The organism is Paraburkholderia sp. CI2, assembly GCF_014201055.1.
GTDB classification, from domain to species: domain Bacteria; phylum Pseudomonadota; class Gammaproteobacteria; order Burkholderiales; family Burkholderiaceae; genus Paraburkholderia; species Paraburkholderia tuberum.
In genome coordinates this window covers 64,846-80,329 of sequence record NZ_JACHDL010000016.1, presented here as the reverse complement: position 1 = coordinate 80,329, position 15,484 = coordinate 64,846, and the positions used below count along the sequence as shown (strand labels likewise).

Below are 15,484 nucleotides of genomic sequence, written 5' to 3'. Positions count from 1 at the left end.
GGATCGTCAGTTTGGTGCCTTCCTATCCCGAGACCTTACTCGAGCTGCGCGACGTCGACTTCGGTTACGGCGACCGGCTCGTCCTGTCGAATCTGAATCTGCGCTTTCGTCGCGGTCAGGTCGTCGCGGTCATGGGCGGCTCGGGTTGCGGCAAGACCACGGTGCTGCGGCTGATCGGCGGCCTCGTGCGCGCCCAGCGCGGCCAGGTGCTGTTCCATGGCGAGGACATCGGCGAGCAGACGCGCGAAGGCCTTTACGCGCTGCGCCGCAAGATGGGCATGCTGTTCCAGTTCGGCGCGCTGTTCACCGACATGTCGGTGTTCGAAAACGTCGCCTTCTCGCTGCGCGAGCACACCGATCTCCCCGAAGAACTGCTGCGCGACCTCGTGCTGATGAAGCTCAACGCGGTCGGCCTGCGCGGCGCGCGCGACCTGCTGCCGTCCGAGATTTCCGGCGGCATGGCGCGGCGCGTGGCGCTCGCGCGCGCAATCGCGCTCGACCCCGAACTGATGATGTACGACGAGCCGTTCGCCGGTCTCGACCCGATCTCGCTCGGCATCACCGCGAACCTGATCCGCACGCTGAACCGGGCGCTCGGCGCCACGTCGATTCTCGTCACGCACGACGTGCCGGAATCATTCGCGATCGCCGACTACGTGTACTTCCTGTCCAACGGCGGTGCGCTTGCCGAGGGCACGCCCGACGAACTGCGCGCGTCGACCGATCCGACCGTGCGGCAGTTCATCGACGGCGCGCCGGACGGCCCGTTCAGATTCCACTATCCGGCGCAGACGCCGCTCGAGGCGGACTTCGGCATGGGCGGAGGCCAGTCATGATCAGTACGATCGGGCGCTCGGTCATCACCGGGCTCGGCACCGCCGGCTACGCGACGCGCTTCTTCCTGCGGCTCGTGCTCGAATTTTTCCCGCTGCTGCGCCGCCCGCGTCTTGTCACGAAGCAGATCCACTTCGTCGGTAATTATTCGCTCGTGATCATCGCGGTGTCGGGGCTGTTCGTCGGCTTCGTGCTCGGGCTGCAGGGCTATTACACGCTGAACCGTTATGGCTCCGAGCAGGCGCTCGGGTTGCTGGTCGCGCTGTCGCTCGTGCGCGAGCTCGGGCCGGTCGTGACCGCGCTGCTGTTCGCCGGGCGCGCGGGCACGTCGCTGACCGCCGAAATCGGCCTGATGAAGGCGGGCGAGCAGCTCACCGCGATGGAAATGATGGCCGTCGATCCGGTCAAGGTCGTGATCGCGCCGCGCCTGTGGGCCGGCATCGTGTCGATGCCGATCCTCGCCGCGATCTTCAGCGCGGTCGGCGTTCTGGGCGGTTACGTGGTGGGCGTGCTGCTGATCGGCGTCGATGCCGGCGCGTTCTGGTCACAGATGCAAAGCGGCGTCGACGTGTGGCGCGATGTCGGCGCCGGGGTCGTCAAGAGTGTGGTGTTCGGCCTCGCGGTGACCTTCGTCGCGCTGTTTCAGGGCTACGAGGCGAAGCCGACGCCGGAGGGCGTGTCGCGCGCGACGACCCGCACGGTCGTGTACGCGTCGCTCGCGGTGCTCGGGCTCGATTTCCTGCTGACCGCACTAATGTTCAGCTAAGACCGCGCAGCATGCCGGCTGCCGGCGGTGCATGTGCGCCGCGCACGGCGGGAGGTGGCGGCGGCGCGGCGGATTCACTTTGGGATGACGATGAAAAAGAATGTTCTCGACTTCTGGGTCGGCCTGTTCGTGGTGCTGGGTTTCGTGGCGTTGCTGTTTCTTGCGCTGAAGGCCGGCAATATGAGCTCGTTGTCGTTCCAGGCAACCTACCCGGTCAAGCTGAAGTTCGACAACATCGGCGGGCTGAAGCCACGCGCGCCGGTGAAGAGCGCCGGCGTGACGGTCGGCCGGGTCGCGTCGATCGGCTTCGACAGCAACACCTACCAGGCGCTCGTCACGATCGATATCGACAAGCAATACCAGTTTCCGAGGGACACTTCGGCGAAGATCCTGACCTCGGGTCTGCTCGGCGAGCAGTACATCGGGCTCGAGCCGGGGGGCGACTCGGAAATGCTGAAGGCCGGCGATACCATCTCGATGACGCAATCGGCGATCGTGCTGGAAAACCTGATCGGCCAGTTCCTGTATAGCAAGGCCGCGGATTCCGGCGCGGCGAAGCCCGCCGCATCCGCCCCTGCACCGGCGCCGGGCGCGCCGGCCTCCGGCGCTGCCGGCCAGTAAGGCCAACAAGGAGAATTAGATGCAAACGACACTGCAGACCGCGCGCAGCGGCGCGCGCGTCCTACAGTTCGGCAAGGTCGCCGTGGCGACTGCGCTGCTCGCCGGTTGCACGACCGTGCAGACGCCTACCAAGGGCGACCCGTTCGAAGGGCTGAACCGTACGATCTTCACCGTCAACGACAAGATCGACCAGTACGCGCTGAAGCCGGTTGCGCAGGGCTACGTTTGGGTCACGCCGCAGCCGGTTCGCGACAGCGTGACGAACTTTTTCTCGAACATCGGCGACGTCTATATCGCGGCGAACAACCTGCTGCAGCTGCGCATCGCCGACGGCGTGTCCGACATCATGCGGATCGTGATCAACACGTTGTTCGGCGTCGGCGGCCTGTTCGACGTCGCGACGCTCGCGAAGCTCCCGAAGCACGACAACGACCTCGGTCTGACGCTCGGCCACTACGGCGTGCCGGCGGGCCCCTATCTGGTGCTGCCGCTGTTCGGGCCGAGCACGGTGCGCGATGCGATCGGCTCGCTCGGCAACTACTACGTGAACCCGATCAGCTACGTCGACCCGCCGGGCCTGAGCTGGGCGCTGTATGGCCTGAACATCGTCAACACGCGCGCGAACCTGCTCGGAGCGAGCAACCTGCTGGAAGGCGCGGCGCTCGACAAATACTCGTTCGTGCGTAACGCGTATCTGCAGCGCCGGCAGTATCTGTTGTCGGATAACCGCCGGCGTCCGCAGGAACTGCCGAGCTACGACGAGGAGGCGCCGCTGCCGAAGTACGACGAAGGCGAGACGGGCGCGGCAGGTGCGCCGGCCAAGCCGGCTCCCGCATCCGGCGCGGCCGTGGGCACGCCGCAAGGCGCGTCGGCACCGGAGGCCGCGTCGGGCGCCGAAACACCGCCTCTCGACCTGAAAGGCGGCCCGGAAACGCAAATTCCGGCCGGTCAGTTGGTGCCGCCCACGCGCTTCAACTTCCCGTCCTTCAGATTGCGTTGAACGTGCAGCCGTAACAGATCGATACGACTCTCGCAGTTTGCGCATGGATTGCCGTCGAACTCGCGTGACAAGGTCGGTTCAAACTGTTGCATTATTTTTGAGGCAAAGCTCGATATGAAAAAATTCTTCCTGATTCCGTTGTTTGCCGCGTTGTTTTCGTTCATCAGCGCGGGCGCATCGGCGCAAACCGTCGACACCAGCTCGCCCGACGCGCTGATCAAGACCGTCACCCAGCAGGTGATGGACGCGATTCGCGGCGACAAGTCGATCCAGCAGGGCGACATCAAGCGCATCACGGCGCTCGTCAACGAAAAGATCCTGCCGTACACCGATTTCCGCCGCACCACCCAGCTCGCGATGGGCCGCAACTGGCGCACCGCGACGCCCGAACAGCAGAACCAGGTGGTCGAGCAGTTCAAGATGCTGCTGATCCGCACGTACGCGGGCGCGCTCGCGCAGGTGCGCGACCAGCAGATCCAGTACAAGCCGTTCCGCATGAACCCGGACGACACCGACACGGTGGTGCGCTCGGTCGTGATGAACAACGGCCAGCCGATCGAACTCGACTACCGCCTGTACAAGACGGCGCAGGGCTGGCGCGTGTATGACATCAACGTGCTCGGCGCGTGGCTGATCCAGGCGTATCAGCAGCAGTTCAACGAGCAGATCCAGCAGAAGGGCGTGGACGGACTGATCCAGTTCCTCACGCAGCGCAATCAGCAACTCGCCGCGGGCAAGCAGTCGTGAGCGACGTGCTGAACCCGGTTGCGAACCGCTTCGACAGCGGCACGACGCTGACCCACGAGAGCGCGAAGGCCGCGCTCGCGGCGGGTCTGCAACGCATCGCGGCGGGTGCGGGCGGCGTCGATTGCGCGCCGCTCACGCAATTCGATTCGTCGGCGCTCGCCGTCCTGCTCGCGTGGGTGCGGGCCGCGGCGGCGCGCGACGGCAAGTTCGAAATCGTCAATCTGCCGGCTGGGCTCGCCAGTCTCGCGCAGGCCTACGGCGTCGATACACTTCTCTCTTCTGGCGCCTCCAGCATGGTTGCGTCAGCGCGACATTGACGCTCCTCTAGCGTCGTCCCCTCCCTTCCGGCCAGGCCGGGGGTGTCAGTTTTTGCCCTATAATCAAACGTTTTTTTGGGGCGTCGAACTGGCCCCCTAATCGGCCCCGGTTCCCGTTTCTTCCAGCATTTGCGCGTCCCCAAGCTCCATTGGGGCTACTTCAGGCGCCGCGACGCACGCGGCCCATAGTCATGTCAGCCATAGAAATTCGTAACGTCAAGAAGCGCTACAAGGACTTGCAGGCGCTCAAGGGCGTCAGCCTCACGGTCGAAGAAGGCGAGTTCTTCGGACTGCTCGGTCCGAACGGCGCGGGCAAGACGACGCTCATCAGCATACTCGCGGGTCTCGCGCGTGCCGACGAAGGCAGCATCGCGGTGCGCGGTCACGACGTCGTCGACGATTTCCGCAACGCGCGCCGCGCGCTCGGCGTGGTGCCGCAGGAACTCGTGTTCGATCCGTTCTTCACGGTGCGCGAAACCTTGCGCATCCAGTCCGGCTACTACGGGCTGCGCAACAACGACGCGTGGATCGACGAGATCATGGCCAATCTCGATCTCACCGAAAAGGCCGATGCCAACATGCGCGCGCTGTCGGGCGGCATGAAGCGCCGCGTGCTGGTCGCGCAGGCGCTCGTGCACCGCCCGCCGGTGATCGTGCTCGACGAGCCGACCGCGGGTGTCGACGTCGAGTTGCGCCAGACGCTGTGGAAGTTCATCTCGCGCCTGAATCGCGAAGGCCACACGATCGTGCTGACCACGCACTATCTGGAAGAAGCCGAATCGTTGTGCGACCGCATCGCGATGCTGCGCCGTGGCGAGGTCGTTGCGCTCGATCGCACCAGCACACTGCTGCAGCGTTTCGCCGGCATGCAACTGTTCGTTCGCTTCGCGCAGGGCGTGCTGCCCGCCGAGCTGCGTCCGCTCGAGGCGGAAGGCGGCGCCGGCAACGGCAATGGCCGCCAGCATCTGCTGCGCCTGACGAGCTACGACGACGTCGAGCGCATCCTCGCGCAATGCCGCGCGGCCGGTTGTACATTCGAAGAAATCGAGGTCCGCAAGGCCGACCTCGAAGACGTATTCGTTCAGGTGATGAACGGTCCAGAAGTGATCGAGGGGCTTGCATGAGCGGGTACAGTGGATTTAGCACGCTGTTTTACAAAGAACTGCTGCGCTTCTGGAAGGTGTCGTTCCAGACCGTGCTCGCGCCGGTCATCACCGCGCTGCTTTACCTGACCATCTTCGGCCACGCGCTGCGCGGCCACGTGCAAGTCTATCCGGGCGTCGAATACACGAGCTTCCTGATTCCGGGCCTCGTGATGATGAGCGTGCTGCAGAACGCGTTCGCGAATAGTTCTTCGTCGCTGATTCAATCGAAGATCACCGGCAACCTCGTGTTTGTGCTGCTGCCGCCGCTGTCGCACCAGGAGATGTTCGCGGCCTACGTGCTCGCGGCCGTGGCGCGCGGGCTGTGTGTCGGCTTCGGCGTGTTCATCGTGACGATCTGGTTCGTGCCGCTCGCCTTCACCGCGCCGCTCTATATCATCGTGTTCGCGATGTTCGGCTCGGCGATTCTCGGCACGCTGGGTCTGATCGCCGGCATTTGGGCCGAGAAGTTCGACCAGCTCGCCGCGTTCCAGAACTTTCTGATCATGCCGCTCACGTTCCTGTCGGGCGTGTTCTACTCGACGCATACGCTGCCGCCCGTATGGCGCGAAGTATCGCGGCTCAATCCGTTTTTCTACATGATCGACGGCTTTCGCTATGGTTTTTTCGGCGTGTCGGATATCGACCCGCTGGTGAGCCTCGCGATCGTCGCCGGTTTCTTCGTGGTGCTGGCCGCCGTGGCGATGCGCATGCTCGCTACCGGCTACAAGCTGCGCCACTGACGAGGAGCTTCTCTCATGTTGCCGACTCCCGAACAGGTCAAACAGTACATTGCAGCTGGACTCGCGTGCGAGCATCTCGAAGTCGAAGGCGACGGTCAGCATTTCTTTGCGACGATCGTCTCGCCGAACTTCGAAGGCAAGCGCCTGATCCAGCGTCACCAACTCGTGTATGCGGCGCTCGGCGACCGCATGCGCGAAGAAATCCACGCGCTCAGCATGAAGACGCTGACGCCCGCCGAATGGCAGAACGCGTAATCTGGAAATTTTGTGCGAATTACTCAGGAAGGGCGCGACACCGCTAGCGGCGCGCCGAACACAGACAAAGCAGGTCCGGACGCGAACCGGGCCGATCAGGAACCGACAGGCATGGATAAACTCATCATTGAAGGTGGCTACCCGCTCTCCGGTGAAGTTGTCGTCTCGGGTGCGAAAAACGCGGCATTGCCGATCCTGTGCGCGGGTCTGCTGAGCGCCGATCCGGTGCATCTGGAGAACGTGCCCGATCTGCAGGACGTGCGCACGATGCTCAAGCTGCTCGGCCAGATGGGCGTGCGTATCGAAGCCGGCGAAGGGCGCGTGGCGCTCGACGCGTCGAAGGTCGACAACCTCGTCGCGCCGTACGAAATGGTGAAGACGATGCGCGCGTCGATTCTCGTGCTCGGTCCGCTCGTCGCGCGCTTCGGTCATGCGCGCGTGTCGCTGCCGGGCGGCTGCGCGATCGGCGCGCGTCCGGTCGATCAGCACATCAAGGGTCTGCAGGCGATGGGCGCCGAGATCACGATCGAGCACGGCTTCATCGAAGCGCGCGCGAAGCGTCTGAAGGGCGCGCGCATCGTCACCGACATGATCACCGTGACCGGTACCGAGAACCTGCTGATGGCGGCGGTGCTCGCCGAAGGCGAGACGGTCATCGAGAACGCCGCGCGCGAACCGGAAGTGGTCGACCTCGCGCGTCTGCTCGTCGCGATGGGCGCGAAGATCGAAGGCATCGGCACCGACCGTCTGGTGATCCATGGCGTCGACAAGCTGCACGGTGCGAAGCACACGGTGATTCCGGACCGCATCGAAGCGGGCACTTTCCTGTGCGCGGTCGCAACGGCCGGCGGCGACGTCATGCTGCGCAAGATGCGTCCGCTGCTGCTCGAAGCCGTCACCGAAAAGCTGCGCGAAGCGGGCGTCACGGTCGAGGAAGGCGACGACTGGATGCGCGTGCGCATGGACAAGCGCCCGAGCGCGGTCACGTTCCGCACCTCCGAATACCCGGCGTTTCCGACCGACATGCAGGCGCAGTTCATGGCGCTCAACACGATCGCGGACGGTACGTCGCAAGTCGTGGAGACGATCTTCGAAAACCGTTTCATGCACGTCCAGGAACTGAACCGTCTCGGCGCGAGCATCACGATCGACGGCAACACCGCGCTCGTCACCGGCGTCGAAAAACTGTCCGGCGCGAAGGTGATGGCCACCGATCTGCGCGCGTCCGCGAGTCTTGTGATCGCCGCGCTGCGCGCCGAGGGCGAGACGCTGATCGACCGCATCTATCACCTCGATCGCGGCTACGACCGCATGGAAGCGAAGCTCAATGCGATCGGCGCGATGGTGCGCCGGGTTTCCGGGAGCGGGGCATGAGTTCGATGCCGCAGACGTCGTCGTCGCCGGCGGTCAGCGCGCCGCTCACGCTCGCGTTGTCGAAAGGGCGTATCTTCGAGGAAACGCTGCCGCTGCTCGCGGCGGCCGGCATCGAGGTAGCGGAAGATCCGGAGAGCTCGCGCAAGCTGATTCTGCCGACCACCGACCCGAACCTGCGCGTGATCGTCGTGCGCGCGACCGACGTGCCGACCTATGTCGAGTACGGCGCGGCCGACTTCGGCGTGGCCGGCAAGGACGTGCTGCTCGAGCATGGCGGCAGCGGCCTGTATCAGCCGGTGGATCTGGACATTGCGCGTTGCCGCATGTCGGTCGCGGTCGCGGCCGGTTTCGATTATGCGAACGCGGTGCGCCAGGGCGCGCGTCTGCGGGTCGCTACCAAGTATGTTGAAACCGCTCGTGAGCATTTTGCCGCCAAGGGCGTTCACGTCGATCTGATCAAGCTGTACGGTTCGATGGAACTCGCTCCGCTGGTTGGACTCGCCGACGCGATCGTCGACCTGGTCAGCTCGGGCAATACGCTGCGCGCGAACAATCTGGTCGAGGTGGAGGAGATCATGCAGATTTCGTCGCGTCTCGTCGTGAACCAGGCAGCGCTGAAGCTCAAACGCGCCGCGTTGCGGCCGATTCTCGACGCGTTTGCCAATGCTTCGTCGAAAACCGCCGCCCCGGCGCCCTGACTGACGATGGCAATGTGACGTTGCACTGATAGCGCGCCTTACCGAAACGGATACCTGTATGTCTACCAAGATTCGCAAACTCGATTCCACCGCTCGCGACTTCCACAAGTCGCTGCATGCGGTGCTCGCGTTCGAGGCGAGCGAAGACGAAGCCATCGAGCGCGCGGTCGCGCAGATTCTGAACGACGTGAAGGCGCGCGGCGACGAGGCGGTGCTCGAGTACACGAATCGCTTCGATCGCGTCGATGCGAAAAGCGTGGCCGAGCTCGAACTGCCGATGGCCGAACTCGAGGCGGCGCTCGAAAGTCTCGAGCCGAAGCGGCGCGCGTCGCTCGAAGCGGCGGCGGCACGCGTGCGCGGCTATCACGAGAAGCAGAAGATCGAGTGCGGCAGCCATAGCTGGCAGTACACCGAAGCGGACGGCACCGTGCTCGGCCAGAAGGTCACGCCGCTCGATCGCGCGGGGATCTACGTGCCGGGTGGCAAGGCCGCGTATCCGTCGTCGGTGCTGATGAACGCGATACCGGCGCGGGTGGCCGGCGTGCGCGAAATCGTGATGGTCGTGCCGACGCCGGAAGGCGTGAAGAATCCGCTCGTGCTCGCGGCGGCTCTGCTGGGTGGCGTCGATCGCGTGTTCACGATCGGCGGCGCGCAGGCGGTAGCTGCGCTCGCGTACGGCACGCCGACCGTGCCCGCGGTCGACAAGATCTGCGGCCCCGGCAACGCGTACGTCGCGTCGGCGAAGCGTCGCGTGTTCGGCACGGTCGGCATCGACATGATCGCCGGGCCGTCGGAAATCCTCGTGTTGTGCGACGGCACGACCGACCCGCGCTGGGTCGCGATGGACCTGTTTTCGCAAGCCGAACACGACGAGCTCGCGCAATCGATCCTGCTGTGCCCCGACGACGCGTTCATCGCGCGCGTGCAGGAAGCGATCGACGAACTGCTGCCCACCCTGCCGCGCCGCGAAGTGATCCGCACGTCGCTCGAAAACCGCGGCGCGCTGATCAAGGTGCGCGACATGGCCGAGGCCTGCGCGATCGCCAACGACATCGCGCCGGAGCACCTTGAAATTTCGGCGCTGGAGCCGCATCAGTGGGCGCAACAGATCCGTCACGCAGGCGCGATCTTCCTTGGCCGTTACACGAGCGAGAGCCTCGGCGACTACTGCGCGGGCCCGAATCATGTGCTGCCGACGTCGCGTACCGCACGGTTTTCGTCGCCGCTCGGCGTCTATGATTTCTTCAAGCGTTCGAGCCTGATCGAGGTCAGCGCGGAAGGTGCGCAGACGCTCGGCGAGATTGCCGCGGAACTGGCATACGGCGAAGGTCTGCAAGCGCACGCACGCAGCGCCGAATACCGGATGCGGCAGAACAACAACGAACGCGGCTGAGGCGGAGCGCTGAGCGCGCTGGCGCGCGGCGGAACTCAAGCAGGCGTAAGCGGGAGCAGGCGAAGCGGCGAGGGCGGCAACCGCCGCCGCATCGACCGGCTTCCATGTTTTCCGGCTTCCACCCGCTCGAGCGACGGCTCGAGCCCACCCGCCCCGTTCAATAACGACGACAGAGACCAACCCGAGCGCCCCATGCCGACGACGCCGACCCGGCGTCTTTCGCAGGGCCCGGCCCCCGAACCTATGACGACACCTCAAGACATCATCCGCAGCGACGTGCTCGCAATGACGAGCTATCCGGTTCCCGACGCCACCGGCTTCATCAAGCTCGACGCAATGGAAAACCCGTTTCCGCTGCCGCCGGAACTTGCCGCGCATCTCGGCGAGCGTCTGGCCGGCGTCGCGTTGAACCGTTATCCGGCGCCGCGCCCCGAGCAGTTGATCGAGCGCATTCGTCACGTGATGGGCGTGCCGGCGGGGTGCGACGTGCTGCTCGGCAATGGCTCGGATGAAATCATCAGCATCATGTCGGTCGCGTGCGCGAAGCCGGGCGCGAAGGTGCTCGCGCCGGTGCCGGGCTTCGTCATGTATCAGATGTCGGCGAAGCTGGCGAATCTCGAATTCGTCGGCGTGCCGCTCAAAGCCGACTTCACGCTCGATACCGACGCGATGCTCGCGGCGATCGCCGAGCATGAACCGGCGATCATCTATCTCGCGTATCCGAACAACCCGACCGGCACGCTGTTCGATGACGCCGAAATCGAGCGCATCGTCGCCGCGGCGGGCAGGAGCCTCGTCGTGATCGACGAGGCGTATCAGCCGTTCGCGCAGAAGAGCTGGCTGCCGCGCGCCGACCAGTTCGACAACGTCGTCGTGATGCGCACGGTGTCGAAGCTGGGCCTCGCCGGCATTCGCCTCGGTTACCTGGTCGGCAAGCCCGCGTGGCTGACCGAGTTCGACAAGGTCCGCCCGCCGTACAACACCAACGTGCTGACGCAGGCCGCCGCTGATTTCCTGCTCGACCACATCGGCGTGCTCGATGCGCAGGCCGCGCAATTGCGCGACGAACGCGAGAAACTCGCGCAGGCGGTGGCCGCGCTGCCGGGCGCCGAAGTGTTCACTAGCGCGGGCAACTTCCTGCTCGTGCGGGTGCCCGATGCGTCGGTATTGTTCGAAACCCTGCTAACGGCGCGGATTCTGATCAAAAACGTGAGTAAAATGCATCCATTGCTGGCCAATTGCGTGCGTTTGACCGTCGGTTCGCCGAACGAGAACGCCCAGTTGGTCGCCGGCCTGAAACTCGTGTTGCGGTAACCCGCCGCATCGAGCGGCGGCACTGAGCCGCTGCGTTGAACGGCTGCACTGAGCAGGCCGCCAGTTTGTCCATCCCACATTACTAGCGCTTTTAAGCCAGATTCGAGGAATTGCCATGCGCCTTGCGGAAGTCGTTCGCCACACCAGCGAAACGCAGATCCGTGTGAAGATCAACCTGGACGGCACCGGCCAGCAGAAGCTGGCCACCGGTGTGCCATTCCTGGACCACATGCTCGACCAGATCGCCCGCCACGGGTTGTTCGACCTCGAGATCGAAGCGCATGGCGACCTGCATATCGACGATCATCACACGGTCGAAGACACCGGCATCACGCTCGGCCAGGCCGTCGCGAAGGCGATCGGCGATCGCAAGGGCATCCGCCGCTACGGCCATTCCTACGTGCCGCTCGACGAAGCGCTGTCGCGCGTCGTGATCGATTTTTCCGGCCGTCCGGGCCTCGAATTTCACGTGCCGTTCACGCGCGCGCGCATCGGCACGTTCGACGTCGACCTGTCGATCGAATTCTTCCGCGGCTTCGTGAACCATGCCGGCGTGACGCTGCACATCGACAACCTGCGTGGCATCAACGCGCATCATCAGCTCGAAACGGTGTTCAAGGCATTCGGGCGTGCGCTGCGCATGGCCGTCGAACTCGACGAGCGCGCGGCCGGACAGATTCCATCGACCAAGGGCAGCCTCTAACGTAACGGCCGTAGCAGGCTTTAACACGGGTTTCACCGCCTCCAACGTCTTCAGGCCACTCACCTTCAAGCGATTCATCGGGCAGGACCGCATTTGCCGGCACGTCGTTTGACGCCGCGCGGCGGCATCGATGGATCGAGGGCAGAGCGGCCAAACTTGAAATGAAAACTTCGATAGCGATTGTGGATTACGGAATGGGCAACCTGCGCTCGGTTGCCCAGGCACTGCGTAAAGCGGCGCCGGAAGCGGACGTGGCGATCGTCGATCGTCCGGAAGCGATCCGCTCGGCCGACCGCGTGGTGCTGCCGGGCCAGGGTGCGATGCCCGACTGCATGCGCAGTCTCGGCGCGTCCGGTTTGCAGGAAGCGGTCGTCGAGGCGTCGCGCAGCAAGCCGCTGATGGGCGTGTGCGTCGGCGAGCAGATGCTGTTCGACTGGAGCGCCGAGGGCGACACGCCGGGTCTGGGTCTGTTGCCCGGCAAGACGGTGCGCTTCGAGCTCGAAGGCCAGGTGCAGGACGACGGCTCGCGCTTCAAGGTCCCGCAGATGGGCTGGAACCGCGTGCGTCAGGCGCAGCCGCATCCGCTGTGGGACGGTGTCGCCGACAACGCGTTCTTCTACTTCGTGCACAGCTACTACGTGGTCCCGGACAACCCGGCGCATACGTCGGGCGAAACGGTCTACGGCGTGCCCTTTACCTCGGCGGTAGCGCGGGATAACATCTTTGCCACCCAATTCCACCCTGAAAAGAGCGCCGAGGCGGGTTTGCGCGTGTATCGCAACTTCGTGCACTGGAACCCGTGAAAGCCTTTTTTCATCCCGTTGCCGCGCGCGCGTCGCGCGGTGCCGCGGTCCCGCATCCGACCGGCGCCCCACTGGAGCGCCGAACGAGTTGTACTAAACTAGCGAGACGGTATTGCGGCGGGCTGACTCGCCAGCCGCTGCCGCCGACCTTCAATCCACTCCCAGATAACACCCGATTGCTATGCTGCTGATTCCCGCCATCGACCTGAAAGACGGTCAGTGTGTACGCCTCAAACAGGGCGATATGGACCAGGCGACGATTTTCTCCGAGGAACCGGCGGCAATGGCCCGACATTGGGTCGACCGCGGCGCGCGTCGTCTGCATCTCGTCGATCTGAATGGCGCGTTCGCCGGCAAGCCGAAGAACGGCGATGCAATCCGGGCGATCATCGATGAAGTGGGCGGCGCGATTCCGGTTCAGCTGGGCGGTGGCATCCGCGACCTGAACACGATCGAGCGCTATCTGGACGACGGTTTGTCGTACGTGATCATCGGCACGGCCGCGGTGAAGAACCCCGGCTTTCTGCAGGACGCGTGCACCGCGTTCGGCGGTCACATCATCGTCGGCCTCGACGCGAAAGACGGCAAGGTCGCCACCGACGGCTGGAGCAAGCTGACCGGTCACGAAGTGGCCGACCTCGCGCGCAAGTTCGAGGACTACGGCTGCGAGTCGATCGTCTACACCGACATCGGCCGTGACGGCATGCTGCAAGGCATCAACATCGAAGCGACGGTGCGCCTTGCGCGCGCGGTCAAGATTCCGGTGATCGCGAGCGGCGGTCTGTCGAACCTCGCGGACATCGAATCTCTGTGCGAAGTCGAAGGCGAGGGCATCGAGGGCGTAATCTGCGGCCGCGCGATCTATTCGGGCGACCTCGACTTCGCGGCCGCGCAGACGCTCGCGGACAAGCTGCGCGAAGCGGACGACGCTTAAGCACGGCGTCGGCTGCGCGTGCTGGGCAGGTTGTGCGGGCCGCCGGCGTTGCGCTCGTGTCGACTTGCGGCGCTCGTTCGAACGATGGCTTGCCTGTAACGCGCGTCGCACGATCAAGCGCCCGGAACCTCGCCAGCTTCCGGCCGGCACCTCACTCGCGGCGCGACGCAACCGCTCGCGCCGGCACCGTGCCGCTTGCCCGCAAGCGAGCGGCCTCATCAGCGGTATTGGCAGAATTGCACGATCATGGCTCTAGCTAAACGCATCATCCCCTGTCTCGACGTCACCGCGGGCCGCGTGGTCAAGGGCGTCAACTTCGTCGAACTGCGCGACGCGGGCGACCCGGTCGAAATCGCGCGCCGTTACGACGAGCAGGGCGCCGACGAACTGACGTTCCTCGACATCACCGCGACCTCGGATCAGCGCGACCTGATTCTGCCGATCATCGAGGCGGTCGCTTCGCAGGTGTTCATTCCGCTGACGGTCGGCGGCGGCGTGCGCGCGGTCGAAGACGTGCGGCGCCTGCTGAACGCGGGCGCCGACAAGATCAGCATGAATTCGTCGGCGGTAGCGAATCCGCAACTCGTGAAGGACGCGACCGACAAATACGGCTCGCAGTGCATCGTCGTCGCGATCGACGCGAAGCGCGTATCGGCCGACGGCGAAACGCCGCGCTGGGAAGTGTTCACGCACGGCGGCCGCAAGGCCACCGGTCTCGATGCGGTCGATTGGGCGCGCAAGATGGCCGAGTTGGGCGCGGGCGAAATCCTGCTGACCAGCATGGATCGCGACGGCACCAGGAGCGGCTTCGACCTCGCGCTGACTCGCGCGGTGTCGGACGCGGTGCCGGTGCCGGTGATCGCCTCGGGCGGCGTCGGCAATCTGCAGCATCTCGCCGACGGCATCAAGAGCGGTCACGCGGACGCGGTGCTCGCCGCGAGCATCTTCCACTATGGCGAACACACGGTCGGCGAGGCCAAGCGCTTCATGGCCGATCAGGGCATTTCGGTGAGGTTGTGACGTGACGAATCCTTCGGCAGTGAACTGGCTCGACAAGGTCAAGTGGGATGCGAACGGCCTCGTGCCGGTGATTGCGCAGGAAGCGTCGACGAACGACGTGCTGATGTTCGCGTGGATGAACCGCGAGGCCCTCGCGAAGACCGTCGAGACCGGCCGCGCGGTGTATTTCTCGCGCTCGCGCCAGCGTCTGTGGTTCAAGGGTGAGGAGTCGGGCCACGTGCAGCATGTGCATGAAGTGCGACTCGATTGCGACGAAGACGTCGTGCTGCTGAAAGTCGAGCAGGTATCGGGCATCGCGTGCCATACCGGCCGCCACTCGTGCTTTTTCCAGAAATTCGAAGGCTCGGTGGACGATGGCGACTGGCAGGCCGTCGATCCCGTGCTGAAAGACCCCGAACACATCTACAAATGACGCAATCCACGCAAAACCCGTCGCCCGCCACGGCTTCCACGCTCGACACGCTGCTGCGCCTCGCGGCGGTGATCGACAGCCGCAAGGGCGGCGATCCGGACATCTCGTATGTATCGCGCCTGTTCCACAAGGGCGACGACGCGGTGCTGAAAAAGATCGGCGAAGAAGCCACCGAAGTCGTGCTGGCCGCGAAGGACGTGCGCCAGGGCGGCGCACCGAAGGCGCTGGTCGGCGAGGTTGCGGACCTGTGGTTCCACTGCCTCGTGATGCTGTCGCATTTCGATCTGAGCCCGGCCGACGTGATCGCCGAACTCGAGCGTCGCGAAGGCCTGTCGGGCATCGAGGAAAAGGCGCTGCGCAAGAGCCGCGAGCGCGAGGAAAACGGCGACTGAGCAGCCGGAGCGGAAA

Annotated in this window: 19 protein-coding genes; all 19 read left to right on the top strand. The window is 64.8% G+C overall.

Translation table 11 applies throughout. The features are described from left to right. Positions 1–11: 11 nt before the first annotated feature. The 19 genes from HDG32_RS21745 to HDG32_RS21655 all read left to right on the top strand — a co-directional run bounded on the left by HDG32_RS21745 (position 12) and on the right by HDG32_RS21655 (position 15,468). Positions 12–836, top strand: a complete 825-nt coding sequence (locus HDG32_RS21745) for an ABC transporter ATP-binding protein (protein ID WP_221307828.1) — start codon at positions 12–14, stop codon at positions 834–836. Further along, complete coding sequence (gene mlaE / locus HDG32_RS21740) at positions 833–1,600, top strand: lipid asymmetry maintenance ABC transporter permease subunit MlaE (protein WP_018420057.1); 768 nt, start codon at positions 833–835, stop codon at positions 1,598–1,600. The genes HDG32_RS21745 and mlaE overlap by 4 nt, the downstream gene beginning before the upstream one ends. Positions 1,601–1,690: 90 nt before the next feature. Beyond that, positions 1,691–2,221 (top strand): outer membrane lipid asymmetry maintenance protein MlaD, encoded by a 531-nt coding sequence (mlaD, locus tag HDG32_RS21735; RefSeq protein WP_187612918.1) that lies wholly within the window; start codon positions 1,691–1,693, stop codon positions 2,219–2,221. Between the two features lie 19 nt (positions 2,222–2,240). Continuing rightward, positions 2,241–3,221 carry a VacJ family lipoprotein gene (locus tag HDG32_RS21730; RefSeq protein WP_184070615.1) on the top strand — a complete coding sequence of 327 codons (981 nt, stop codon included), beginning with the start codon at positions 2,241–2,243 and terminating at the stop codon, positions 3,219–3,221. A gap of 114 nt (positions 3,222–3,335) precedes the next feature. Then, positions 3,336–3,968: a phospholipid-binding protein MlaC gene (locus HDG32_RS21725; RefSeq protein ID WP_184070613.1), complete on the top strand. Its 633-nt coding sequence runs from the start codon at positions 3,336–3,338 to the stop codon at positions 3,966–3,968. Beyond that, complete coding sequence (locus HDG32_RS21720; RefSeq protein ID WP_184070611.1) at positions 3,965–4,285, top strand: lipid asymmetry maintenance protein MlaB; 321 nt, start codon at positions 3,965–3,967, stop codon at positions 4,283–4,285. Before HDG32_RS21725 ends, HDG32_RS21720 begins: the two co-directional genes overlap by 4 nt. Positions 4,286–4,476: 191 nt before the next feature. After that, complete coding sequence (locus tag HDG32_RS21715) at positions 4,477–5,409, top strand: ABC transporter ATP-binding protein (protein ID WP_184070609.1); 933 nt, start codon at positions 4,477–4,479, stop codon at positions 5,407–5,409. Beyond that, positions 5,406–6,170 (top strand): ABC transporter permease, encoded by a 765-nt coding sequence (locus HDG32_RS21710; RefSeq protein ID WP_184070607.1) that lies wholly within the window; start codon positions 5,406–5,408, stop codon positions 6,168–6,170. The genes HDG32_RS21715 and HDG32_RS21710 overlap by 4 nt, the downstream gene beginning before the upstream one ends. A 15-nt stretch (positions 6,171–6,185) precedes the next feature. Beyond that, positions 6,186–6,425, top strand: a complete 240-nt coding sequence (locus HDG32_RS21705) for a BolA family protein (protein WP_008918725.1) — start codon at positions 6,186–6,188, stop codon at positions 6,423–6,425. Between the two features lie 111 nt (positions 6,426–6,536). Then, complete coding sequence (murA, locus tag HDG32_RS21700) at positions 6,537–7,799, top strand: UDP-N-acetylglucosamine 1-carboxyvinyltransferase (protein ID WP_184070605.1); 1,263 nt, start codon at positions 6,537–6,539, stop codon at positions 7,797–7,799. Beyond that, positions 7,796–8,497: an ATP phosphoribosyltransferase gene (hisG, locus tag HDG32_RS21695; RefSeq protein ID WP_184035753.1), complete on the top strand. Its 702-nt coding sequence runs from the start codon at positions 7,796–7,798 to the stop codon at positions 8,495–8,497. The genes murA and hisG overlap by 4 nt, the downstream gene beginning before the upstream one ends. A 58-nt stretch (positions 8,498–8,555) precedes the next feature. Continuing rightward, complete coding sequence (gene hisD, locus HDG32_RS21690) at positions 8,556–9,890, top strand: histidinol dehydrogenase (protein WP_184070603.1); 1,335 nt, start codon at positions 8,556–8,558, stop codon at positions 9,888–9,890. A 243-nt stretch (positions 9,891–10,133) separates the two neighbouring features. Continuing rightward, entirely contained in the window at positions 10,134–11,204 is a 1,071-nt protein-coding gene (gene hisC / locus HDG32_RS21685; protein ID WP_184070601.1) for a histidinol-phosphate transaminase, read from the top strand. A 115-nt stretch (positions 11,205–11,319) separates the two neighbouring features. Beyond that, a complete protein-coding gene (hisB, locus tag HDG32_RS21680) occupies positions 11,320–11,907 on the top strand; it encodes an imidazoleglycerol-phosphate dehydratase HisB (RefSeq protein ID WP_184070599.1) in 588 nt (195 codons plus the stop codon). Positions 11,908–12,068: 161 nt separating this feature from the next. Continuing rightward, positions 12,069–12,710: an imidazole glycerol phosphate synthase subunit HisH gene (gene hisH, locus HDG32_RS21675; protein ID WP_184070597.1), complete on the top strand. Its 642-nt coding sequence runs from the start codon at positions 12,069–12,071 to the stop codon at positions 12,708–12,710. Between the two features lie 181 nt (positions 12,711–12,891). Continuing rightward, the gene (hisA, locus tag HDG32_RS21670; RefSeq protein ID WP_184070595.1) at positions 12,892–13,644 is read left to right on the top strand and encodes a 1-(5-phosphoribosyl)-5-[(5-phosphoribosylamino)methylideneamino]imidazole-4-carboxamide isomerase; all 753 of its coding nucleotides are present in this window, start codon (positions 12,892–12,894) and stop codon (positions 13,642–13,644) included. A gap of 246 nt (positions 13,645–13,890) precedes the next feature. Continuing rightward, entirely contained in the window at positions 13,891–14,664 is a 774-nt protein-coding gene (hisF, locus tag HDG32_RS21665) for an imidazole glycerol phosphate synthase subunit HisF (RefSeq protein WP_184070593.1), read from the top strand. Between the two features lies 1 nt (position 14,665). Beyond that, positions 14,666–15,076 carry a phosphoribosyl-AMP cyclohydrolase gene (gene hisI, locus HDG32_RS21660; RefSeq protein WP_090802086.1) on the top strand — a complete coding sequence of 137 codons (411 nt, stop codon included), beginning with the start codon at positions 14,666–14,668 and terminating at the stop codon, positions 15,074–15,076. After that, the gene (locus HDG32_RS21655) at positions 15,073–15,468 is read left to right on the top strand and encodes a phosphoribosyl-ATP diphosphatase (protein ID WP_184009180.1); all 396 of its coding nucleotides are present in this window, start codon (positions 15,073–15,075) and stop codon (positions 15,466–15,468) included. The genes hisI and HDG32_RS21655 overlap by 4 nt, the downstream gene beginning before the upstream one ends. Positions 15,469–15,484 lie beyond the last annotated feature (16 nt).